Genomic DNA, 23,353 nt, shown 5'->3' on the forward strand with positions numbered 1-23,353 from the left:
TTTTGTGATGTAATAGCTTATTTAAGCGTCTAATTCAACACTTACTTAATTTCCTGGTATTATTCTTTCTTTTAACTTAGTTATTATATCGTGCTGTCACAAACTTGCGAAATATTACCAGGTGTAGGACCTGCCCTAGTGAACAAATTAAACCGATGTGGTATTAAAACTATCGGTGATCTCCTATTTCATCTCCCTTATCGTTATCAAGATAGGACGCGAATTACACCTATCCAAGATCTTCGCCCAAATGAGTACTGCGTTATCGTAGGGCAAATTTGTAAAATTGAAATTAAATATGGTAAGCGAATGATGCTTTATTGTTACGTGCAAGATAGAACAAATGGCATTTTAAGACTTCGTTTTTTCCATTTTAATAAACAACAATTAAATACCCTTAAAACAAATACTTGGTTGCGAGTCTTTGGCGAAGTCCGTGATTTTGCTAATCAATTTGAAATGATTCATCCTGAATATCGAATTTTAGATAATGAACATGATGTCAAAGTCGATGAAACACTAACGCCTATTTACTCAACGACAGAGGGCCTTACACAAAGTAGACTGCGCCAAATTATTAAAATGACTTTATCTAACTATCAACCTGAGTTAGAGCAATTAGAATGGATGACTCATGAGCAGTTGAAAAGTTATAATTTTCCTCCTTTAGGGCAAGCAATTACTTTTCTTCATAGCCCATCCCCTGATACAACGATGAACACATTAGAGTCAGGAACACATCCAGCTCTGCAAAGAATGAGTTTCGATGAATTATTAGCTCAACGTTTAAGTATGCAATTTGCAAGACACTATCGTAATCAGTTCTATGCGCCTCCTTTATTATTTAACGAATTACTATACAAACGATTTCTTGATCAATTACCCTTTGCCCTAACAGAAGCGCAATTGCGAGTTAGTATCGAGATTAAAGAGGATTTAAGTAAAAATAAGCCCATGCTTAGGCTAATTCAAGGTGATGTTGGATGTGGTAAAACAACGGTCGCAGCTATCGCGGCACTGCAAGCAATAGCACAAGGATATCAAGTCGCTTTAATGGCGCCAACTGACTTATTAAGTGAACAACATGCAATTAATTTTCAGAAATGGTTTTCTCCCTTGGGTATTCATTGTGTACGTTTAAGTGGGAAAATGAAAGCAAAACAAAAACGAGAAATCTTAGCACAGTTAACAACAGACAAATGCCATATTGCTATAGGTACGCATGCTTTATTTCAAGAAGGTGTTGAATTTCATCGGCTAGGCTTAATCATTATCGATGAACAACATCGGTTTGGGGTAGAACAACGTTTATTATTGCAGCAAAAGGGACAGCAAGAAAAATTTATGCCCCACCAATTATTAATGACAGCAACGCCTATACCACGAACTTTAGCAATGACCCAGTTTGCCCACTTAGATATTTCTATTATTGACGCCTTACCTCCAGGCCGCGTTCCTGTTCACACAGCAGTTGTTAATCAAGACAAACGTGAACAAATTATAGAGCGCTTAAAAGCTGCTATTGCAAGCGGCATGCAGGCATACTGGGTCTGTACACTTATTGAAGAATCAGAAAAATTACAATGTACTGCGGCCAGCTTAACAGCTAAAACTTTACAAGAACATTTACCAGGAGTAAAAGTTGGTTTAGTACATGGCAAGATGAAACCCATCGAGAAAGAAGCCATTATGGCAGCATTTAAAGGGGGTGAATTAGATTTATTGGTAGCCACCACAGTGATTGAAGTCGGTGTTGACGTACCTAACGCAAGTCTTATGATTATTGAGAATGCAGAGCGTTTAGGGCTCTCTCAACTTCACCAATTACGTGGCCGAGTTGGCAGAGGAAATAACCAATCTTATTGTCTGTTATTATATCAATCACCTCTTTCAGAGTTTGGTGCAGAACGCCTGCAAATCATGCGCGCAACCACAGACGGGTTTGTAATTGCTGAAAGAGATTTACAATTACGAGGAGCCGGTGAATTTCTTGGCACTAAACAGACAGGCTATCGTCAATTTAAAATTGCCAATCTTCCCCGAGATAATGCCTTATTACCCTATGTGACACATTGGGGTAATGAATTAATAAATACAGCACCTGAAACAGCTCAGTTAATTGCTAAGCGCTGGTTAGGCCAATTTGAACAGTTCCTACAAAGTTAATTTAACGTCTCATTTGCCTTGGAATTATTGGCTCAATTTAAGCTTCTTACTTTTTATCGTCATTAAATTTTCAGTTAAATCTAGACATTATTTTTTTCTCTGTTACTATAGCCAGCTTTGTTTTGCCTGCCTTTTTAATATCCTGTGGATAACTAATTCTCTTTTTCTCCTAAACGCTCTTTTTATTAACATACTTTTTAAGCAAAATCCTTACTGGATATAGCTTAACAGCTTCATTCTGAAGATTTAACTTTTCTTCGTTATCCACAAATTCTGTGGATAAGCTTGTGCATAGACTCTTAAAATCCTTATAAATACGTAGCTTAGAGAGATGGTTTAGTTCTTACCAATCTAAATAATGATTAGATAAACAGTGTTAACTTATAAAACTAAATTTAATTCGATTAACATAATGTCTTTTTTGATTAGGCTTAGTTTCTAAATTTATATTATCGATGTTTATTTCTCTATGTTAAAAATAAATCTTAGTCCTTACCCTCATTTGCATTACAATAAATGTGCGCAAAAAACCTAAAATATCGATTAATAATTTAAACTCGTTAAAAAGGTGGCCAATGTCTGAGCGTTATCAAAAAGCGAAAAGAGTAACTCTAATTGGTGCAATTATTAATGCATTACTTGGAGTCATTAAATTAATAGGCGGATTACTTTATCATTCGCATGCGTTAGCTGCTGACGGAATGCATTCTTTTGCAGATTTAGTTACAGATATTATGGTTATTTTTGCTTCTAAATTTGGCAGTCAAGACGCTGATAGTTCTCACCCTTATGGCCATCAACGTATTGAAACAGCAGCGACTCTTTTACTTGCTTTATTATTGATTCTTACCGGATTTGGCATCGCCTGGGACGCTGTCGATGAACTTATGGAAGGCTTTCATAATATACCTGCCAAAATAACCTTACTTATCGCTTTATTTTCTGTCCTTTTTAATGAAATTTTGTTTCATTATACCCGTCATATTGGCAGAAAAATTCAATCGCCACTTATTACAGCTAATGCTTGGCACCATCGTTCAGATGCTGCTGCTTCGCTTGTGGTTACACTTGGTATTATGGGCAGTTTTATGGGTTTTCCTTATTTAGATGCCGTAGCTGCTATTATTGTTGGTTTAATGATTATTAAAATGGGGCTATCTTATGGGTGGAATAGTGTTAAAGAATTAGTAGATACCGCTGTAGAACCTGAAATCTTAAATGAAATTAGCGCGGTCATTGAACAAATTGATGGCGTCCAGCGTATTCATCAATTGCGCAGTCGGCTTATGGGTGGCGATATTTTAATTGATGTCCATATTTTAGTTTCTCCATTTATTTCCGTCTCTGAGGGCCACTATATTGCTCAACACGTTCATCATTTATTGATGAACCAATTTAAACGTATTAATGACGTTATTGTTCATGTGGATCCAGAAGATGATGAAATTAATTGCCCATCACTTCACCTTCCTAACCGTACTTTATTAGAAAAAACGTTATTAAATTCATGGAAAGAGCAATTTCCAGGTATTCAATATTGGACTCTACATTATCTGGACGGCAAAATGCGTATTGATTTAGTACACAACTATTTAGATTCAGATAATAAATTGTCTGAACTATCAGTGTTTCTTGAGAAAAATATAAAACAACAACCTTTTATAAAAAAGATTTGTTTACTTTATGAAGATAAATTTATTGCTAATCCCTAACCTTGCTTCTATTATGCAGACTGTTTAAATTTAAGCTTTTATGAGAGATAAAAATGACAATTGCGACTAGTTTAAAAATAATTTTCGGTTTAGCAATAGTCGCTGTTATTCTTCTAGCCGGGTGGTACCCCTTTAGGAAGAGAGCCCGTTATGCGGAAGAGCATATTGATTTCCCTATTGGAGAAACATTAGCTACGGGTATTTTTTTAGGCGCAGGCTTATTACATATGCTTCCTGATGCCAATCATTTATTTAATGAATTTGGCTATCATTATCCCTTTGCTTATATTATCACAGGCATTGTTTTTTTATTCTTTTTATGGTTTGAGCATTTAGGAAAAGAGCTTTATCACCATCATTCAGCAAATCATCCCGCTTTCGCTATTCTTGCTTGGGCTATGTTATCAATTCACTCTTTAATGCTAGGGGCAGCGCTGGGCTTAAATTCAAGTAATTCCTTAATTATTATGCTTTTTTTAGCCATCATTACGCATAAATGGGCTGAGAGCTTTGCTATCTCGATTCAATTAAATAAAAGTTCGCTTAGTATATCTAAGCGTTTATTTTTCTTTTTGAGTTTTTGTTTAATGACCCCTATCGGCATTTTTATAGGTTGGTATTTTGGCCGTGGCGTTGAAACCCATTCCTTATTTGATCCAATCTTAATGGCTGCCTCTGCTGGTACATTTCTTTATTTAGGAACGTTACATGGGTTGGAAAAATGTGTCATGGTTGAACGTTGTTGTAATCTTCGAGATTTTAGTTTCGTCATTATTGGCTTTTTATTGATGGCTTCGGTTGCTATTTATGTCTAATTTTTTAATTCAAAAACCTCTAATTCTAGCCTCAGGCTCAAAAATTAGAAAACAGTTACTTGAATCGCTTAGTTTAGAATTTAAAGTTATTCCCTCTGACAGTGATGAAACAGCCCTGAAAAACCAGTTAGCACACAGCGAACCTTTAGAATTAGCCCGCGCATTAGCTGCTGATAAAGCATTAATAGTCAGTAGAAAGTATCCAGATTCTTATATACTCGCAGCTGATCAGATCTGTGTTATGGCGAATCGTTATTTTGATAAGCCAGGAAATCATGAAGTAGCTACTGCACATCTGCGTCAACTTCGTGGCAAAAAGCATCAACAAATTGCAGCGTTTTGCATTGCAAAAGCCGGTAAACTTCTTTTTGAAGGACAAGACGTCGCTTTACTAAGCATGAAACTAATAAGTGACCAGACTATAGAAACCTATTTACAAGCAGATAAACCCTATCAAAGCTGCGGTGCTTATAATTATGAAGGTAGGGCTAAATGGCTATTTACTAAGGTAGAAGGTCAAGATAGCACAATTCAAGGACTACCTCTCTTGCCTGTTGTTCAAGCTCTACAAACATTAAAAATTGCTACCTTATGCTAATTCTCAGTATATACTAATAAAAAGTGACGCTGCAGGGATGTTAATATGACTCGGGCAAAAAAAGATAAAAGTAAGCATCATAAAGAAGCAATTAGTTATATTAATCAGCCAGAAAAACCGTTGCATGAGAAACAGCATTACGAACGTATTGCTTGTGTTTTTCAAGGTGGAGGCGCTTTAGGCGCTTATCAGGTAGGCGCTTATCGAGCTATTCGTGAGCGGGGCTACCTACCTAATTATTTAACCGGTGTATCTATTGGCGCCATTAATTCAGCCATTATTGCCGGTAACCCTCCTGAAACACAGTTAGATAAATTAATTAGTTTCTGGGAAACTATAACGCCTAAGTTATTAATAGATGCCTTCTTTGATTTTAATATGTCTGATTTCGCTCATCACATGCATAATCATGTTGGCGCCATGTATTCTCTTTTATTTGGTTTGGAAGGCTTTTTTAAGCCGCGTCTTATTCCACCCCATGCGTTAACTCAAGATTCACCTGATCACTTAAGTTACTATGATACCTCAGAGTTACGCCACACTTTAGAACGACATATAGACTTCGATCGGATTAACCAAAATAAAAAAATTACTTTATGTCTGGGCGCAGTGAATATTACTTCAGGGCAAATGGTTTTTTTTAATAGCCAAAAATGCCCAATTACAGTAGATCATGTGATGGCTAGTGGGGCGTTACCGCCCGGATTCCCAGCAATAAAAATTGGTGAAGATTATTATTGGGATGGTGGAATCTACGCTAACACACCACTCGTTACGGTATTAGATGCGCTACCACAGCTCGATACACTATGCTTTGTTGTCGATTGCTTCAGTTTACAAGGCCGCCTGCCGCAAACGATGGATCAAATTGAAGAAAGACAAAAAGATATTCGCTACGCTAGTCATTCGCGCAGGTTAACCAACGTTTATACCGTTAAGCAGAATCTACAAGCAGCCATTCAATTTTTAGGTGAAAAACTAACGCCAGAAGCAAAAGAAGATCCTGAAGTCCAAAAAATACTTAAATTAGGCCATCGTAAACGTCTTAGTATTGTACATATTATTCATCATGCGACGCCTTATTCCCATTCTTTCAAAGATTATAATTTTATTGAAGCAGTGATTAAATTGAGGATGGATATGGGCTATCAAGATGCCAGGGCTGTTTTAGATAAACCTACGTGGGAGCAGCAATCAGATAAAACACTTAATTGCTCTATTTACGGGGTTCGCTCTGATTATTTCGACCAGCATTAATGGATTTTAACTTAGACTTCTTCGGAAACTGTTAGTGAGACAAGGTCAGCCGAAAAAAGGGTTGAAAAAGTACCCTGTCAAGAAGTACATGAGCATCCGCATCTACATGGGGACAGGCTTTGAAAACCTTTTTTCGGATGAGGTTGGCCCTCAATGGCAGTGTCCGAAGAAGTCTATTTGCTTATAATTTAACAAGCACCTCCTGCAAATGCTTCACAGCTTCAATTTCAAGGGGAAGACCATGCTTTGCTTTAGGTGCATTTGCAAAAGGAATAATAGCTCTTTTAAAGCCATGTTTTGCAGCTTCGCGCAATCGTTCTTGTCCACTCTGTACCGGTCGAATCTCGCCTGCTAAACCTATTTCGCCAAAAATAATTGTTTCGGGATCAAAAACTCGATTACGTAAACTTGAAACCACAGCTGCTAATAGCGCTAGATCACTACCCGTTTCAGTAACCTTTACGCCACCTACAACATTAATAAACACATCCTGATCAAAGGTAGCGATACCACCATGCCTATGTAGTACAGCCAACAAAATTGCTAAGCGATTGTGCTCAAGACCTGCAGTTACTCGTTTTGGTTGTTGCCCATGGGCTTCGTCTACTAAGGCTTGCACTTCAACTAACATAGGCCTTGAACCTTCCCACGTAACCATAACGGCACTTCCGGGGGTAGGATCAGGTTGTTTAGATAGAAAAATAGCTGAAGGATTAGCAACTTCTTTTAATCCCCGATCCGTCATAGCGAAAATGCCTAATTCATTAACGGCACCAAAGCGATTTTTTATTGCCCTAATCACTCTAAAACGATTATCACTTTGACCTTCAAAATATAAAACACTATCAACCATATGCTCTAGGACACGAGGACCGGCAATAGCTCCTTCCTTAGTTACATGCCCCACTAAAAAAACAGCTGTTTGTGTCATTTTCGCGAATCTTACTAATTGCGCTGCTGATTCCCGTACCTGCCCCACTCCCCCTGGTGCGGAACTAATTGCTTCTGTGAAAATAGTTTGAATTGAATCAATAACCATGACCTTAGGTAATTCTTTTTGTGCATGATTAATAATGGTTTCAACTTGAGTCTCAGCCAATAATCGTAATTTGGCGGTAGGTAATTGTAGTCGCTTAGCACGCATGGCGACTTGTTGTAACGATTCCTCACCCGTCACATAAAGTATCTTGTGCTGCTCGGAAAGGTTAGCCAATGTTTGTAGCAACAAGGTTGATTTTCCTATGCCCGGATCACCACCAATCAAGACTACCGATCCTTCCACCAGGCCACCACCTAAAACACGATTTAGTTCAGATAATCCACAGTCCATGCGTGTTTCATGATCAATAGTTACATCTTCTAAAGAGGTAATTGTTGAGCGTTGATTAGCATAATTGCTAAATCGAGGGCTTTTTTCAACTTTAATGACATTTTCTTCAACAATAGAATTCCAGGCACCGCACTGAGTACAATGGCCAGCCCACTGTGCAAAAGTACAAGCACATTGGCTACAAATAAATCGGATTTTATTCTTCATAAATTAAAACATTGCTTGTTAAATTAGCAGCTAACTTCTACAATTTTGATCATACTACACTTACCCTAATTAAAGTAGCAAATGACTATTCAATATTTTAAATGGGCGGTAGTTGGAGCAGGCCCGGCTGGAATTGCAGCAGTAGGTAAATTAATTGATGCAGGTATTGAACCTGAAGATATTTTATGGGTTGATCCTTATTTTAAAGTAGGCGATTTAGGTAGGCTTTGGTCTAATGTATCTAGCAATACTATCGTCGATAAATTCAATCACTTTCTCTATGATTCCACGGCTTTCAATTATCATATCATTGCTGAGCAATTTAATTTGGCTAATCTTCAGAAAGATAAAACCTGTTTATTAAAAGAAGTTGTTGAACCACTACAATGGATTACTAAACAACTTTGCAATAAAGTTGTATGCAAAGTGGGCGCTATTAAATGCATGATAATGGATAATAAAAAGTGGATACTATCAACAGAGTCTAATAAATTTATAGCAAGCCAAGTTATTTTAGCAACAGGTTCAGTTCCTGCAACACTTGAATATCCCAATGTAACGAATCTTCCTCTAGAAATTGCTGTTGATAAGCAAAAATTAAAAAAAATCATTGACTTAAACTTTACCTATGGCGTTTTTGGTTCATCACATTCAGCCATTATGATAATACGTAATCTAGTAGAATTGGGCGCCAAACAGGTGATTAACTTTTATCGTTCCCCTTGTCGTTATGCAATTAATATGGATGAATGGACCTTATTTGATAATACTGGGCTTAAAGGGGAAACAGCGACTTGGGCACGGGACTATATTGATGGTGCTCTACCATCTAATTTAGTTCGCTATAATATACTTGCGCAGGATATACATCCCTATCTGGCTACATGTGATCAAGTTGTTTATGCAATAGGCTTTGAGCGTCGCAATTCGCTAACACTTAATGGACTTAACTATTTTTCTTATGATCCCCATGTTGGTATCATAGCCCCTGGTATTTTTGGTTTAGGTATCGCCTACCCTGAACTAAAAGCAGATCCTTTTGGGATAATAGAATCCCAAGTCGGATTATGGAAATTTATGACTTATCTGAATAAAGTAATGCCTGTGTGGCTTGAATATTATGTTTAAACTAGGATTTTAACCCTATCAATAAGTTAGCCTTTAAAATTAATAAGTTATTCTTCTATTCCAAAATTAACGTACTCTGAGTGGCCTCTGGTGCTTAAACCGTTCCTCCCAAACCATAGCATTTCTACGTTTCTTAGGTATACTTATCTCTTTCTTAAATTAAGACAGGACGGTTATGGCCAAAGCTATCCAGTTTGAAAAATCGCTCTTAGAGCTTGATGAAATAGTGAAGAAGCTTGAGCAAGGCGATTTAACATTAGAAGAATCACTAAAATTTTATGAAAAAGGGATTAGCCTTGCCCGTAAATGCCAGACTGATTTAACTCAAGCTGAACAAAAGATCGAAATATTACGTTTAAATTCTATAGATCCTACTGGACTCTGTAATGATTAATGAACAATTAAATTATTATCTTAACCGTCATGAAACTTTTCTTAAAGAGTCTATTGATCGAATTGAAATACCTGCTACACGTATAAAGGAAGCTATCTATTACACTTTATTTCCTGGTGGAAAGCGTATTAGGCCACTATTAGTTTATTTATCGGGTGCAGCATTGGATGTAGCCTTGCCTTGTCTAGATAGGATTGCTGTGGCAGTAGAGTTAACACATGCCTATTCATTAATACATGATGATTTGCCTGCAATGGATAACGATGATTTTCGCCGTGGCAAACCAAGCTGCCATCGGGCATTTGATGAGGCAACCGCTATTTTAGTGGGTGATGGTATGCAAGCTTTAGCAATCGATATTTTACTAACTGAATTACCTCAATTCTTACCGCCTTCTCAAGTGATTGCTATTGCTCATGAGTTAGTGCATGCCAGTGGGCCTACCGGGATGGTTAGCGGGCAAAGCCTTGATTTATCAGAGTTAAGCAACACTGATATTGATGAAGCACAGCTTTATACTATTCATGAATTAAAAACCGAAAAACTCATTTCCGCTTGTGTTAAGATGGCTATAGCTGCTGGAAATCCAAATCAGAAGTTAAAAGTAACATTAGTTCAATATGCAGCCTATATAGGATTAGCTTTTCAAATGCAAGATGATTATTTAGATCATTATGCACCAATTGATAAATTAGGAAAAAATCGGGCTTCAGATTTAGCTAATCAAAAAATTACTTTTGCACAACTTTATAATCAGCATGAGTTATTTGATCTAATTAGCACCTACTTTCAAAAGGCAAAAGATGAATTGATACCCTTTTATGATAAAACGAAAACTCTCCTTGAATTAACAGATTTTCTACAAATAAGATGTGAATTAAATTAATTTATTCTTTGTTAATTATACTTTATAAGTAGTAGATTAATGGTATAGCACTATCTTGATAAAAGGTTGAGTTTGAATGTGAGTAGGGTTCATTATTTTACCTTTATTAAAAACACCTAAGTGCTTTTTATTATTTTCCGACGTAGCCAATCAAGCATCCACTGTTGGGTATTTGTAGGTGCTAAATCTAGACTTTGCATACAGATAAAGACAATGTTTCTTTTTAACTCAGCTCGTCTAAGTTTTGCTTGAATTTTTTGCAAGGAATAACAAGCGCCATTGACAGCAATTACTTTTAGAGAGTTATCTAAAATAGCGAAATTATCTTGGAGCTCTAAATGATGAGCTAAGGAGATAGGCCAATATTGCTTAGGATTTCGAAAAGGATAGCTAATATTGTCTATTAATAATTTTGGATTGTTCTCAAAGAGTGTTGCAAAAGTCTCGCGCTTTAAAGGAAAAGGAGTGTGAGGTAGATGCAAAAAATGTTTATTAAATCCAGCTAATTTGGCGCTGTTCTCCTGTAATGTTCGATGTTCACTGCAAGTAAGTAATTTAGGTGGTTTACCTAATAGTCTAGTTTGAAGTTTATAAAAGTAATTCCGCCATTTTTTACTAGTTTGGGTTTTCCATTCACCGCGTAATACAATATTATTGCCTTTAAAAAAATCTTCTGGTTTAACAGGCCGGATAATTGAACAGTCATCATTTAAATAGATAAAATGATTAGCCAGCCCTTTAATACGCCATAAAACCGTTTCAATCGCTACACTATTAAAAGTAGGTAAATATTTTTCAAAGCCAGCAAAAATTTCCAGATGATCAATTAGTTTAATTTTAGCTAGCCAATCTTTTTCTAATGTCTTAATAATTGGTGGAGTCTGTGCATCAGTAACAATAAAAATGTTTCTTATCCAAGGCGCAAAACGAAATATTGACTGTAAGCAATAATTAAGTTCACCGCACTCATTAAAGCGTGTAGGGGCAGCGCCTTCCGGTGGATGCATACCTAGCGTTACTAACGCTTCAGCTAATTTTTTTCGATGATTCTCATCATTTCCATCAACCCAGGTAATTACTGCATCAATTGGCTCTGTAATTTGCATGAGAAAATTTTTTAAATTTGAGGTTCTTTAGCTAACATTATAAGAAAAAAATGAAGATATCATTACTACTTATGAAAGAGTAATAAAAATTTTTTAAAAGAACATTTAAAAAAAATCCTTTTTAGATAAATATTAATAAATGTGAAATATTTTATATCACACTAACTTCTACTAATTCATTAATTAATGGAGTAGACTGTAATTTCTTCAATTTACATACAAAAGGTGATGTATGGTTAATGCAGCGTTCTTTACAGGAAAATTTGCGCAAGGTTTTTTTTCAAAAACAGCGCCTCTAGCAAAAAAATCAATACCCTTTCTTCTCGAAACAGCCAATTTAACTACGCAAGCCTTTTTACTTACCAAATTAACAATTTCTTTATCTAATAAAGATAAGATTGCAGCTGAAGAAAAACATAATCAGGATCAGTCAATATACTCAAAACTAAAAATGTAATTTCATAGGTAGTTGTTTTAACCACTTACTTAAATTTATAAACTTAGAAAGATACTTAAATTAGTATACCTTCTAAGTTTATAATTCAAACATCATCTTGGCCCAGTAGCTTGAGGTTGTTCTACTTCCTTCACTTCTTCAATCTTAGGAGTCGCAGAGCTACTAGAAGCATTACTAGCAGGGAAGAAGGCATTTCGATTCCGTGATTGACTTACTTGTGGCTGCTTAGGTTGTTCTGGTTCAAAAACATACCTATTTAATATTTCTGCAAACATATTTACGCCAGCAAAAGCAATCATATAATTAAAAGCGCCCCAGCCAGTGCCACGTAAAAGTGCTGCTAATCCTTCTTTTTGCAACGTGTTTTTTACAACATCCCTCACTCTAGGTGCCGTAAATGTACTGAAATTATAGTCAAGCATCTGTCGGCGCCATAATGCATCTGCCATATTAGAAAAAGGCGAAATTGCTATACCTGATATAACGGATGTTGTTGCATGATGCACAAAAGGATGCTCTTTACTTGAAATGTAGGGATTTATAATAGGACCTACTATCTCGCTAGTTCCTATACAACCAAGGGCTCCGAAATAATTCCTAGAACCACGAAGTGCTACACCACTTTGCGCAAATCTAAATTTTTCCCTCCATGACATTGCTGCTGGTAACCTCTGACTTATTTCTTGATTTGCTGAATAGAAAATACGTACATTAGCCATATAGTGGGTAAAGACCATATCAATCCCTGTTACTCCTAGAGCAGAGACACCAGTTGATAAATATTGATTAACCTTATTTGCGTTTCCATTCTTCTCTTTGCTCGTTTCATCAAAGAAAGAATCTACTTGTCTTTTAATAGGATCTCTCTGGGTTATAGCAGCATTCTTCAATGAACTACCTTTAAGAGCTGCTCCATACCCTAGCAAAACCCATTGTAAAGCTTTGTAATTCAGGGTAAATGGACTAGATTTAATGCCTATCTGCTTTTGTGCCTGAAAGAGCTCGGGGAAATACATTAATGTTGCCATACCCCAACTGGTAAAACCAGCCGTAGTAAGAGCCTTTCCATATGGATCTTGTGTTAAGAAAGATTTAGCTCTTCCTATTAGGCTTAAATCCTGGTTTTTAGTAGGCAACACCTGTTGCGCGTTTATTATTGATTTATTAGCATCCTGCTCTATTGTCCTTTCTGTCTTATTCTTAGTCATAAAAGTCTACCTCTTATTATAATTTTGACTAGGTATAGAGCCTTAGTTTTAAAGCGGGTCCAGTATATAAAAAAAAAATTAAGTCAGTATTAATGTGATTTAATACAATTCTTATAAATCTTTACAATTTATTAACTTTCCAATTTTATACGCTCAATTGAGCAAAGAAATTTAAAAAATATATGTGGCCATGGTAATTAAATAGCCAATTATGATGTACAACACAGATAAACAATTTCAGAAAAAACTAGCTTTAATAAAGGAACTTAAAATTTAACTTTTTGATTCATAATAAAAATTAATCCATTTGCTAGTAACAATAATCTTAAATCACTAACCTATCTAGTTAGTAATTTTCCTTCGCAAAATACCGTCTTACCTTAACCTGATTATTTTAATAATCGTTTAATAAATATGTTTTTCATCTATACAATATGTAATATAATATTCTTTTTTGATCCTTTATTTTACAACCTAGTTTAAGCAAGCGGAAGATTAACACCTATTGCTTAGTACCGCAAGGAGTTTCAATCAATTAGCTTTTTATTTGAAATGAGAGCCTCTAAAAATGCTTGATTTGTAAATTATTTTCTATTTTGTAACAATTTAAAACTAATTAGTAATATAATACTTGTATCATTTGCTTTACTCAGGTGATTTCTTAAGTAAATACTTCAAATCTTGATTCAAAATTTATAAAAAGAGGATGCTATTATTTAATTGATATTTTTATAAATAGAGGGATAGGCATGAATACATATATAAAATGGATTTTAGCTTTTATTTTAATGCAAAATCTTTTCTACCTTCCAACAGCCGTTTCAGCAGGCCATCCGGACAACCTAATAAAACCAACTGAAGTGTTAGCAGCTGATTGTACAGAAGAAGATAAACCTAAAGTAAATCAAGAACTTTCAGATATTGATCTTCAAGTTGGTCAAACGAAAGTTATTTCAGCTGCTGAAACCATTTTGGGTACAAAAATGTACTATACCATTTCTGCACTGGTTACCAACCCTGAAAATCAAGTCATTATTAACCGCCGTACTGGTATAGTCGTTATTAAGGCAAACTTTGCCGATGAATTTCCTGTAACTGTAAATGCAACAAATCCCTGTGGAACTACGTCTCTTACTTTTAATGTTAAAATTAATGCCCAATGACTTAAAAAATTATATTTACTTCTCTAATATCTAATTGAATTTAATCATTAGACCTCTTTCCAAACTGGCAGTAATAAGATAAGGTCAGTCGAAAAGGCTCTGAAAAGTGCAGTGCACATGAAATACATGAGCATCCCCATCTACATGGGGACAGGCCTTGAAGATCTTTTTCGGCTGAGATTGGCCATTAATGTCAGTTTGGATAGAGGTCTATTCAATTTTATTACTGAAACCTCTATGATAAAGAAACTTAGTTACTTCATAACATAATCATGACGATTGCATTCTTAGCAACAGGCGATGAAATTATTCAAGGTGATACGTTAAATACTAACTCTCATCAGTTAGCGCATACGCTCAATTCCGAAGGATTAGCAGTCGGCATGCATTTATCGTGCAGTGATGATGAGGACGATATCTATCAATGTCTTAGCTTCTTAGCAAATAAATACGATGTTATCATTATGATAGGTGGCTTAGGCCCTACATCAGATGATAGAACTCGTTATGCATTAAGTCGTTACTTAGAAAGCCCACTTATTGAATTTCCTGATGCATTAAATCATATTCAAACCAGAATACACCAAATCAACCTTGCTCTAAGTGAAGGTAATAGGCAGCAAGCTAAATTTCCTGCCCAAGCTACTCTCCTACCAAACCCCAATGGTACTGCTTTAGGCTGCTATATTAGAAATCATAACAAACTTTTTATTATGCTACCCGGCCCACCACGTGAATGTTTACCTATGTTTAATCATGATGTTTTACCGCTTTTACAACAGGAGCAACATAATAATAAACAATTACTTAAATGGCGCTTATTTGGGGTGGCGGAGAGTCAAATTGCAGAAGCGATTGATAATGCTTTACAAGGTATTAACTGTAGAACAGGTTATCGATTAGACACACCTTATGTAGAATGTAAGGTATGGGCAGAACCAGAATTAGTTGAAATAATTAATAAAATTTTATGGCCTATCATCAGCCCCCATCTAATTACTAAAACACATAAGAAAGCATCGGAAGAGTTAATTGAGCTTATTCAAAAATGGCAAAAACCTTTAGTCATTTTAGATGAAGCAACAGGCGGTATTTTACAATCGTTACTTCAACTACCGCAAACTTATCCATTGATTAAATTTCATGAACCTTGTCATGCTGTAGTACATTTCCACATTTGTGGGCTCTATGAATATTGGTCCAATCGGCCTAAAAATGGTGAAACCTCACTGGCTATTTTCTATAGGCATAACCGTTTTGAAGGCAAAGAAACTCACATAATCCCGCATCGCAGCCCACTTGTAATTCATTATGCAGCCGAACTAATAAGCTTCCGGCTTCTTCATTTGATCAATCAACTCCATTAACGCATAACTAAGCTCTTTAGTACCTTCACCCGTTGAAGCAGAAACCATAAATACGCGATCTTGCCAATTTAATCCCTGAACAATAGTTCGCTTAATTTGCTCTCGTTCTTCATCATTAGGTAAAAGATCTATTTTATTTAATACAAGCCATCGAGGTTTATTAAGTAATTCAGAATCATATTGAGCTAACTCTTGTAAGATAACTTTGGCATTGAGCACGGGATCACTACCGTCTATAGGTAAAATATCAAGAACATGTAATAAAATACAAGTACGTGTTAAATGCTTTAAGAAACGATGGCCAAGTCCTGCGCCTTCTGAAGCACCCTCAATAAGACCAGGAATATCGGCCATTACAAAACTTTTAAAAGAAGATACCCGAACTACGCCTAGTTCAGGATGTAAGGTGGTAAAAGGATAATCAGCAACTTTAGGTTTGGCACTTGAAACTGCTCGAATCAAAGTGGATTTACCTGCATTTGGTAAACCTAGTAATCCCACATCTGCTAATACCCGCAATTCTAATCGTAAGCGGCGTACCTCACCAGGCGTTCCTGGTGTAGTTTGACGTGGTGCTCGATTAACACTGCTTTTATAGCGTGTATTACCAAGCCCATGAAACCCACCTTGGGCGACTAATAAGCGGTCTCCTATTTGCTTAATATCCCCTAATAACTCATCAGTATCGTAATCAAAAACGAGTGTGCCAACAGGTACTTGTATAACTAAATCGTCGCCCTTCTTACCCGTACAATTGCCACCCATACCTGGTTGACCATTTTTAGCCTTATAATGCTTTTGATAGCGAAAATCGATTAGAGTATTTAAATCAGAATTTGCTTCTAGATAAATACTGCCACCATCACCCCCATCGCCTCCATCCGGCCCTCCAAAGGGCACAAATTTTTCACGTCTAAAACTTAAGCAACCATGTCCACCATTGCCTGCTTCTACATTAATGATCGCTTCGTCGACGAATTTCATTTACTTTCTCTATTTAAATTTAACCTGATATGAGGGCGTTTTATATTACTTATGATAGTTCTAGGCTCAATGGTAAAGTCTAGCTCCCTTTAATAATAAAACTTTTGCATAACTTGCCTGCAGATTATACAAGAGCTCTAATGATTTTAGTTAGCTATACCTATTAAATTTATAATTAGCAGCAATCATTAAAAGAAGAATTAAAAGTATTATGAATGCCGCAAAGCAAAAACTGCGGCATGATAACTACAAAGAAATTAACTAGATTTAATTAGCGGCACCTTCAGCTGCTTCAATCATGACATATTTGCGGTTTTTAGCACCTTTAACACGAAAAGTAACTGTGCCAGCAACAAGAGCAAACAAAGTATGATCACGACCACAACCAACGCCTTCACCAGCATGAAAACGTGTTCCACGTTGACGGACTAAAATTTCGCCCGCATTCACATATTGGCCACCAAAGCGCTTAACACCAAGATACTTAGGATTCGAATCGCGCCCATTACGCGTACTACCGCCTGCTTTCTTATGAGCCATTATTTTCCCCTCTTAACTATTAATCGCAGTAATTTTAATCTGCGTAAAATTTTGTCGATGACCCATCTGTTTCATATGGTGTTTACGACGACGAAATTTAATTATCTTAATTTTTTTGTGTCTATCATGTCCTAATATTTCACCTTTTACAGCCGCTTTTTTAATTAGGGGACTACCAACAGTCACTTTATCACCATCAGCAAGCATGAGTACGTCAGCAAAATCGACTTCACTCCCAACATCGCCAGACAGCGACTCTACTTTGATAATATCGCCCTCTTTTACGCGATATTGTTTACCGCCCGTCTTAATTACCGCATACATAGCTTATCTCCAACTCGCCGAAATGGCTTTATAAGTTCAACAAAGTTGCATATTTTATGAAATTACTGCTATGACTTCAAGTTGATTTTAAATTATTGTATACTCTGGCTCCAAATTTATTTTAGAACCTCTCTTTAGAGTTGCTAGGGTGAGGCAAAAGAGGTTGATTTTCGATGACCGTAGCGGAGCATACAATAGAAGTATGTGAGCAATGGCTACAAAAAATCGACCTCTTTCGGCCGCCATAATAAACTTTGAAGATAGATTCTTAGTACTTAACTTGGTCGCGCGTTAAGTACACATGTTTTTTCTATGGAGATAGTTATGTCATCAATCGTTTTAGAAGCCGAAGCAAGAGCTGATATAGGGAAAGGTGCGAGCCGCCGCCTACGTCGCCTTGAAAATAAAGTACCTGCAATTTTATATGGTGGTGATAAAGAGCCTCAAGCTTTAAATCTTACTCATAATAAAGTTATCAAAGCACTTGAGAGTGAGAGCATTTATTCGTCAGTTTTCGATTTAAAGATCGCTGGTAAAGTTGAGCACGTCATTCTTAAAGCATTACAACGCCATCCTTATAAGCCCGTTATCTTACATATGGATTTACAACGTGTATCAGCAAAAGATGTTCTTGTAAAAAATATTCCTATCCATTTTATTAATGAAGAAATTGCAAAAGGCGCGAAGGCAGGCGGACGTATTAGCCATAATATGACTCAGGTTGAAGTTCGCTGCCAAGTTAAAAATCTACCAGAATTTATTGAAGTAGATATGACTAACGTTGGCCTGAATGACATTGTTCATCTTGCTGATTTGAAACTACCTAAAGGTGTTGAACTCACTGTGAATGCCAGTGATGCTGACCATAACTTACCTGTTGTGGCTATTCATCCTCCAAAAGGTGGTACAGAAGAGGAAGAAGCACCAGCAGCCGCTGCTACTCCGGAAGCACCAGAAGCTGAGGCTTAATTCAAGGTTAGTAGCAAACATAATTTATTATTATTTAATCTTTGTTGAGGCGAACAGTAATTAATTCGCCTCTTTTTTTATATATTATGACAATAAAATTAATCATTGGTCTTAGAAACCCAGGCCCTGCTTATGCTGCTACTCGACATAATGCTGGAGGCTGGTTCGTTGAAATGTTGGCTAGACATTATAGTGTTTCTTTTAAAGTTGACAAAAAATTACATGCTGAGTTAGCTACTATTGAGCAGGCGGGGTATACTTGCAAACTTCTTATGCCTACTACATTTATGAACCAGAGCGGTTTAGCAACTAGAGCAGTTAGCCAGTTTTATCGTATTGATGCAAATGAAATACTGGTTGTGCATGATGAACTTGATCTTCCTGCCGGACGTATTAAGTTAAAAAAAGGTGGAGGACATGGCGGTCATAATGGTCTTAGAGATATAACAAATCAGCTTGGTAGTTCAGATTTCCATCGCTTACGAATTGGCATAGGCCATCCTGGGCATAAGGACTTAGTATTAAATTATGTACTAGGTAAACCTAACTCAACGGATAAACAGCTAATTCTAGCAGCTCTTGAGCGCACAATAACAGCATTACCTTTACTCATCCATGGTGAAATAGCCTTGGCTATGAATAAGATTAATAGTTAAAAAATCACTCATTAACTACTGAAATAATCAGTTATCACGTTGTTAAATTATTTATAAAGAGGCCAATCATGGGATTTAAATGTGGTATTGTAGGCTTACCTAATGTTGGTAAATCAACCTTATTTAATGCATTAACTAAAGCTGGTATTGAAGCGCAAAATTACCCTTTCTGTACAATCGAACCTAATATAGGTATTGTCACCGTACCTGATCCACGCTTAGATGAATTAAGCAAAATTGTTAAGCCACAACAAACAGTGCCTACTACCATGCAATTTGTTGATATTGCTGGTATTGTTAAAGGTGCCTCCAAAGGTGAAGGTCTAGGTAATCAATTTTTAGCTAATATCAGGGAAGCAGATGCTATTGCTCACGTGGTACGTTGCTTTGGTGCTACTAAATCAGATGTTATACATGTTGAAGGACGTGTTGACCCCTTAAGTGACATTGACGTTATCAATACTGAATTAGCTTTAGCGGATATGGAAACCATTGAAAAAGCCTTAATGAAAGTCAATAAACTTAGTAAGAGTGGCAATAAAGACGCATTAGCTGAAAAACAAGTTCTTGAAAAAGTAAAAAAGCATTTAGATGCAGGATTTCCTGTTCGAACATTGGCACTTACTTCTGAAGAAGAGACTATCATTCGACGTTTTTTTCTTTTAACAGCAAAACCTGTACTTTATATAGCTAATGTTGATGACGATGGCCATCATAATAATCCTTTACTTGATAAAGTGATTGAATTTGCAAAAAATGAAGAGGCTAAAGTTGTTTCACTTTGTGCAGCAACCGAAGCAGAATTAGTAGAGCTAGAAGACACTGATCGTTTAGAATTAATGCAAGATTTAGGCTTAAATGAGCCTGGATTAAACCGCGTTATTCGAGCCGGTTATGAATTACTAGGTTTACAAACCTATTTTACAGCAGGTGTAAAAGAAGTAAGGGCTTGGACTATTCTTAAAGGAGCAACCGCTCCCCAAGCCGCGGGCGTCATTCATACAGACTTTGAAAAAGGTTTTATTCGTGCGGAAGTTATTTCTTATGATGCTTTTATCACCTTCGGCGGGGAGCAAGGTGCAAAAGAAGCTGGAAAACTGCGTTTAGAAGGTAAAGACTATATAGTCTGTGATGGAGACGTAATGCATTTTCGCTTCAATGTATAAAATAGATTAGTCCCAAGTTGGATTTTAGTACAAGCTGCGCCAAATACAGCTATTTGCTTAAAGAGGCTAATCAATTCAACATAAAAGACCTATGGTCTCTTTTATGTTGAATTCACGGTAATTATGCTTTATCTCCAATCAAACAAAGATTATTTTCAAGCATTCGGGTTTGCAATTCTGCCATGATTAAATCACCCTGTAGCGAGTTATTAATAACTTCAGCTGAAGTCATATAACTAATCCCCATCGATAAGCCTTTACCTATTTCCGTATTAACCAACTGTTGAATAGCCTGTTTAATACGCTCAAAAATAACAAGGCAACTTTCTTGATTAGCTAAAGGTAGAAAGAAGTACATTGTGCCATTGGTGCGTGCAGCTAAATCACTTTCACGAAAGACTTGCTTTAGCGTTGTGAATAATTGACCCATTAATCGTTCCGAATTCTTTTCACCATGTAACTCAATAAACTCATCTTCATTCGTGACATGTAAAACCATGATACTGAAAAAAATTGAGCTATAACGTTCCGCCAGCTTCACTTGCCAACTAAGGATAGATAAGAAAACAGGATAATCAATGACTTTAAAATAATGACTAAAATTTGTATAAATACTTTTCTCAATTCCTCGAGCAAGGTATTCACCACGATGGGTTATACAATAGTTGTAAAGTCGTCGTGCTATAAATTCACAAGGTGAAGCCGTATGTTGACAAAGTAAGCAGACTAACTCAACTGCAGGTTCAGCAAAAAAATGAGAGCATGTATTGCATATTTTATCTTCTAAAGGTATTTCATAATCAATACCCAATTCTTCTAATTTAGTATGACAACGGGTGCATATTAACCGCTCCTGACGTAAAAATTCCGGCACCAAAGCAATATTTCCACACGCAAAACAATGAACAAATCGTTGTGGTTTAACATCTATGGAATGACAATTAGGGCAGCTATTTTTTAAATTAAGGAGCCCTGAACCACAAACAGCGCAAATTTTTATTTCGTCAACTAAACCTTGTTGAGATAATAAATCTCTTAATACTAAATCTTCTAATAATTGCCAATGTTCTAGGCCAGAGTCTTCATTATAGAGAATAGTTAATAAAGGATATTCATAAATATAGGGTGAATTCGCACTTTTAAAACCTTGCACATAGGTATTTGGTCGAGAATACAAATAAATAAGCAAAATTGATTCTTTATTTAGAGACTCTAACGTTAATTTAGAAACACTTAAAAGGCGCTCATTAATCTGATTCGCAGTTTTATTAAGCAGCTCACTATCAGCGGGACCATCAAAAATATGTCTTAACTCTGAGTCAACGTCGCCATGATAAAAAATAGGTGTAAAACGATATTTTGGCTTGCTACGTATTTCCTTTACTAAGTCAATCCAATCTTGTTGCGGTGATTTTGCTAAAATTAAGGCAAAAGGAGGTTCATCAGGAAGTTTATCAATAGAGCTCGCTTCACCAACTTCTAGAGGAAGTAGCTTTTCAGTATCAATATTGTTTATAATCCACACTGTTTGCTGGTTCATCAGCATACTCCAGATTTTAAGCCCCAAAATGGGTAATTTTCCTTAAACTTAATAACTTTTACCTGTTTGAGATTACAATCAACGAAATTACTTAGGCTATACTTTAATTTTAGCTAAAGAAAGCAAGAATTTCCTGGTTTAAAACGCTATTTTCTGCAATTGAAAAGAACGTTTGGAACTTAGAGAAACGCGAATGTATAATTTTTGTGTTTATTATAAGTTAACTTGACATTCACTAGTATCAACCTTAGCATGCTTGGATTAAATGCTAGAGGATAAAAAATGTCGGTAGACCGTTTACGAGCGCTAGTTGCTAACGACTTTGAAGCCGTTAATACCCTAATCATTGATAAAATACAATCTCAAGTAGGTCTCATTGACGATTTGTCACATCATATCGTAGAAAGTGGAGGAAAACGGTTACGTCCACTTCTGGTTTTACTCGCTAGCCATGCCTGTGATTATAAAGGCAATGATCATATTGCCTTGGCAGCGATGGTTGAGTTCTTCCATACAGCAACACTATTACACGATGATGTTGTTGACGAATCTAAATTAAGACGGGGTAAAGAAACAGCCAATGAGATTTGGGGAAGTAAAGCTAGTATTTTAGTAGGTGATTATCTCTTTACTCAATCCGTACAGCTACTTGTCAATGTAAAAAACTGGTCTATTTTACAATTATTTGCGAATACATCTCATGAGATTAGCTGTGGTGAAATAAAACAGTTAGTTAATCGTCATAATCCTTTATTATCTATTGATGATTATTTAGAAGTAATCCGGGCTAAAACAGCGTTATTATTTGCAGCATCAGCAGCAATTGGTGCTATGCTTGGCGAAGCTGGCCAAGAAATTGAAAATGGCCTTTATCAATATGGCTTACATCTAGGAAATGCGTTTCAACTCATTGATGACGCCCTAGATTACTGTGCTGATACAGAAAAAACTGGAAAAAATCTTGGCACAGACTTAGCCGATGGGAAATCTACTATGCCCATTCTACATGCTCTTAAGCACGGAACGCCTGAGCAACAATCCATAATAAGACAAAGTTTAAAAGAAGGTAATGCAAATAACCTTTCGGAAATTATAAGTATTCTTCAGGAAACAAAAGCAATTGAGTTTACCAAGAAATTTGCTGCTAGTGAAATTGATGCTGCTCTAACAGCCTTACGTGTGCTCCCAGACTCACCCTTTAAACAGGCTCTAGAAGATTTAGCAGCATTTGCGCTTAGACGTAATCATTGATTATATAGTTTTGCTTAATAGTCCTAGACAAAAATATAGGTCGCTAAAGTGAAGCATGATATATAAATACTTCACTAAAACTGCATGAACTTACGACACCAAATCAAGCTTATAAGGTCAGGGAGTATG

General features: G+C 36.3%; 22 protein-coding genes. 15 read left to right on the forward strand and 7 right to left on the reverse strand.

All coding sequences use genetic code 11. The features are described 5' to 3' along the window. The first annotated feature begins 90 nt into the window (after positions 1-90). From recG to E1P04_RS01100, 5 genes are all read left to right on the forward strand, one after another. Complete coding sequence (gene recG, locus E1P04_RS01080; RefSeq protein ID WP_131781081.1) at positions 91-2,166, forward strand: ATP-dependent DNA helicase RecG; 2,076 nt, start codon at positions 91-93, stop codon at positions 2,164-2,166. Positions 2,167-2,741: 575 nt separating this feature from the next. Next, positions 2,742-3,878 (forward strand): cation diffusion facilitator family transporter, encoded by a 1,137-nt coding sequence (locus E1P04_RS01085; protein WP_131781082.1) that lies wholly within the window; start codon positions 2,742-2,744, stop codon positions 3,876-3,878. A gap of 53 nt (positions 3,879-3,931) precedes the next feature. Next, the gene (locus E1P04_RS01090; RefSeq protein ID WP_131781083.1) at positions 3,932-4,693 is read left to right on the forward strand and encodes a ZIP family metal transporter; all 762 of its coding nucleotides are present in this window, start codon (positions 3,932-3,934) and stop codon (positions 4,691-4,693) included. After that, complete coding sequence (locus E1P04_RS01095; RefSeq protein WP_131781084.1) at positions 4,686-5,291, forward strand: Maf family protein; 606 nt, start codon at positions 4,686-4,688, stop codon at positions 5,289-5,291. The genes E1P04_RS01090 and E1P04_RS01095 overlap by 8 nt, the downstream gene beginning before the upstream one ends. A gap of 45 nt (positions 5,292-5,336) precedes the next feature. After that, entirely contained in the window at positions 5,337-6,548 is a 1,212-nt protein-coding gene (locus E1P04_RS01100) for a patatin-like phospholipase family protein (protein ID WP_131781085.1), read from the forward strand. Between the two features lie 181 nt (positions 6,549-6,729). On the opposite strand, the gene radA is transcribed toward E1P04_RS01100, so the two are convergent. Then, positions 6,730-8,085, reverse strand: a complete 1,356-nt coding sequence (radA, locus tag E1P04_RS01105) for a DNA repair protein RadA (protein WP_131781086.1) — start codon at positions 8,083-8,085, stop codon at positions 6,730-6,732. An 81-nt stretch (positions 8,086-8,166) separates the two neighbouring features. Between radA and E1P04_RS01110 the strand changes: the two genes are divergently transcribed. From E1P04_RS01110 to E1P04_RS01120, 3 genes are all read left to right on the forward strand, one after another. Next, positions 8,167-9,213, forward strand: coding sequence for an FAD/NAD(P)-binding protein (locus E1P04_RS01110; RefSeq protein ID WP_131781087.1), 1,047 nt, complete (start codon positions 8,167-8,169; stop codon positions 9,211-9,213). A gap of 175 nt (positions 9,214-9,388) precedes the next feature. Further along, positions 9,389-9,607 carry an exodeoxyribonuclease VII small subunit gene (locus E1P04_RS01115; RefSeq protein WP_131781088.1) on the forward strand — a complete coding sequence of 73 codons (219 nt, stop codon included), beginning with the start codon at positions 9,389-9,391 and terminating at the stop codon, positions 9,605-9,607. Further along, positions 9,600-10,493, forward strand: coding sequence for a polyprenyl synthetase family protein (locus E1P04_RS01120; RefSeq protein WP_131781089.1), 894 nt, complete (start codon positions 9,600-9,602; stop codon positions 10,491-10,493). Before E1P04_RS01115 ends, E1P04_RS01120 begins: the two co-directional genes overlap by 8 nt. 116 nt (positions 10,494-10,609) lie before the next feature. Here E1P04_RS01120 and E1P04_RS01125 read toward each other — a convergent pair whose 3' ends face one another. Next, a complete protein-coding gene (locus E1P04_RS01125; RefSeq protein WP_131781090.1) occupies positions 10,610-11,599 on the reverse strand; it encodes a stealth family protein in 990 nt (329 codons plus the stop codon). Positions 11,600-11,831: 232 nt separating this feature from the next. Between E1P04_RS01125 and E1P04_RS01130 the strand changes: the two genes are divergently transcribed. After that, positions 11,832-12,056: a hypothetical protein gene (locus E1P04_RS01130; RefSeq protein ID WP_131781091.1), complete on the forward strand. Its 225-nt coding sequence runs from the start codon at positions 11,832-11,834 to the stop codon at positions 12,054-12,056. A 92-nt stretch (positions 12,057-12,148) separates the two neighbouring features. Here the strand turns inward: E1P04_RS01130 and E1P04_RS01135 are convergent, their stop codons facing one another. Beyond that, positions 12,149-13,264, reverse strand: a complete 1,116-nt coding sequence (locus E1P04_RS01135) for a hypothetical protein (protein WP_131781092.1) — start codon at positions 13,262-13,264, stop codon at positions 12,149-12,151. 749 nt (positions 13,265-14,013) lie between these two features. Between E1P04_RS01135 and E1P04_RS01140 the strand changes: the two genes are divergently transcribed. Then, positions 14,014-14,427, forward strand: coding sequence for a hypothetical protein (locus E1P04_RS01140; protein ID WP_131781093.1), 414 nt, complete (start codon positions 14,014-14,016; stop codon positions 14,425-14,427). 272 nt (positions 14,428-14,699) lie between these two features. Further along, positions 14,700-15,794 carry a competence/damage-inducible protein A gene (locus E1P04_RS01145; RefSeq protein WP_131781094.1) on the forward strand — a complete coding sequence of 365 codons (1,095 nt, stop codon included), beginning with the start codon at positions 14,700-14,702 and terminating at the stop codon, positions 15,792-15,794. Here the strand turns inward: E1P04_RS01145 and cgtA are convergent. The 3 genes from cgtA to rplU all read right to left on the reverse strand — a co-directional run bounded on the left by cgtA (position 15,750) and on the right by rplU (position 17,642). Further along, the gene (gene cgtA / locus E1P04_RS01150; RefSeq protein ID WP_131781095.1) at positions 15,750-16,778 is read right to left on the reverse strand and encodes an Obg family GTPase CgtA; all 1,029 of its coding nucleotides are present in this window, start codon (positions 16,776-16,778) and stop codon (positions 15,750-15,752) included. The genes E1P04_RS01145 and cgtA overlap by 45 nt on opposite strands. A 267-nt stretch (positions 16,779-17,045) precedes the next feature. Then, positions 17,046-17,318, reverse strand: a complete 273-nt coding sequence (gene rpmA / locus E1P04_RS01155; protein ID WP_131781096.1) for a 50S ribosomal protein L27 — start codon at positions 17,316-17,318, stop codon at positions 17,046-17,048. A gap of 12 nt (positions 17,319-17,330) precedes the next feature. After that, positions 17,331-17,642 carry a 50S ribosomal protein L21 gene (gene rplU / locus E1P04_RS01160; protein ID WP_131781097.1) on the reverse strand — a complete coding sequence of 104 codons (312 nt, stop codon included), beginning with the start codon at positions 17,640-17,642 and terminating at the stop codon, positions 17,331-17,333. Between the two features lie 324 nt (positions 17,643-17,966). Between rplU and E1P04_RS01165 the strand changes: the two genes are divergently transcribed. The 3 genes from E1P04_RS01165 to ychF all read left to right on the forward strand — a co-directional run bounded on the left by E1P04_RS01165 (position 17,967) and on the right by ychF (position 20,433). Further along, entirely contained in the window at positions 17,967-18,611 is a 645-nt protein-coding gene (locus tag E1P04_RS01165) for a 50S ribosomal protein L25/general stress protein Ctc (RefSeq protein ID WP_131781098.1), read from the forward strand. 86 nt (positions 18,612-18,697) lie between these two features. After that, complete coding sequence (pth, locus tag E1P04_RS01170; RefSeq protein ID WP_131781099.1) at positions 18,698-19,267, forward strand: aminoacyl-tRNA hydrolase; 570 nt, start codon at positions 18,698-18,700, stop codon at positions 19,265-19,267. Positions 19,268-19,335: 68 nt separating this feature from the next. Then, positions 19,336-20,433 (forward strand): redox-regulated ATPase YchF, encoded by a 1,098-nt coding sequence (ychF, locus tag E1P04_RS01175; protein WP_131781100.1) that lies wholly within the window; start codon positions 19,336-19,338, stop codon positions 20,431-20,433. Between the two features lie 121 nt (positions 20,434-20,554). Here the strand turns inward: ychF and E1P04_RS01180 are convergent, their stop codons facing one another. Then, a complete protein-coding gene (locus E1P04_RS01180) occupies positions 20,555-21,973 on the reverse strand; it encodes a TackOD1 domain-containing metal-binding protein (protein WP_165482643.1) in 1,419 nt (472 codons plus the stop codon). Between the two features lie 282 nt (positions 21,974-22,255). On the opposite strand from E1P04_RS01180, the gene E1P04_RS01185 reads away from it, so the two are divergent. Continuing rightward, positions 22,256-23,224 carry a polyprenyl synthetase family protein gene (locus E1P04_RS01185; protein ID WP_131781102.1) on the forward strand — a complete coding sequence of 323 codons (969 nt, stop codon included), beginning with the start codon at positions 22,256-22,258 and terminating at the stop codon, positions 23,222-23,224. The last annotated feature ends 129 nt before the right edge of the window (positions 23,225-23,353 follow it).

The sequence above is a fragment of the Legionella gresilensis genome (assembly GCF_900639865.1).
In the GTDB taxonomy this organism is placed as follows: domain Bacteria; phylum Pseudomonadota; class Gammaproteobacteria; order Legionellales; family Legionellaceae; genus Legionella_C; species Legionella_C gresilensis.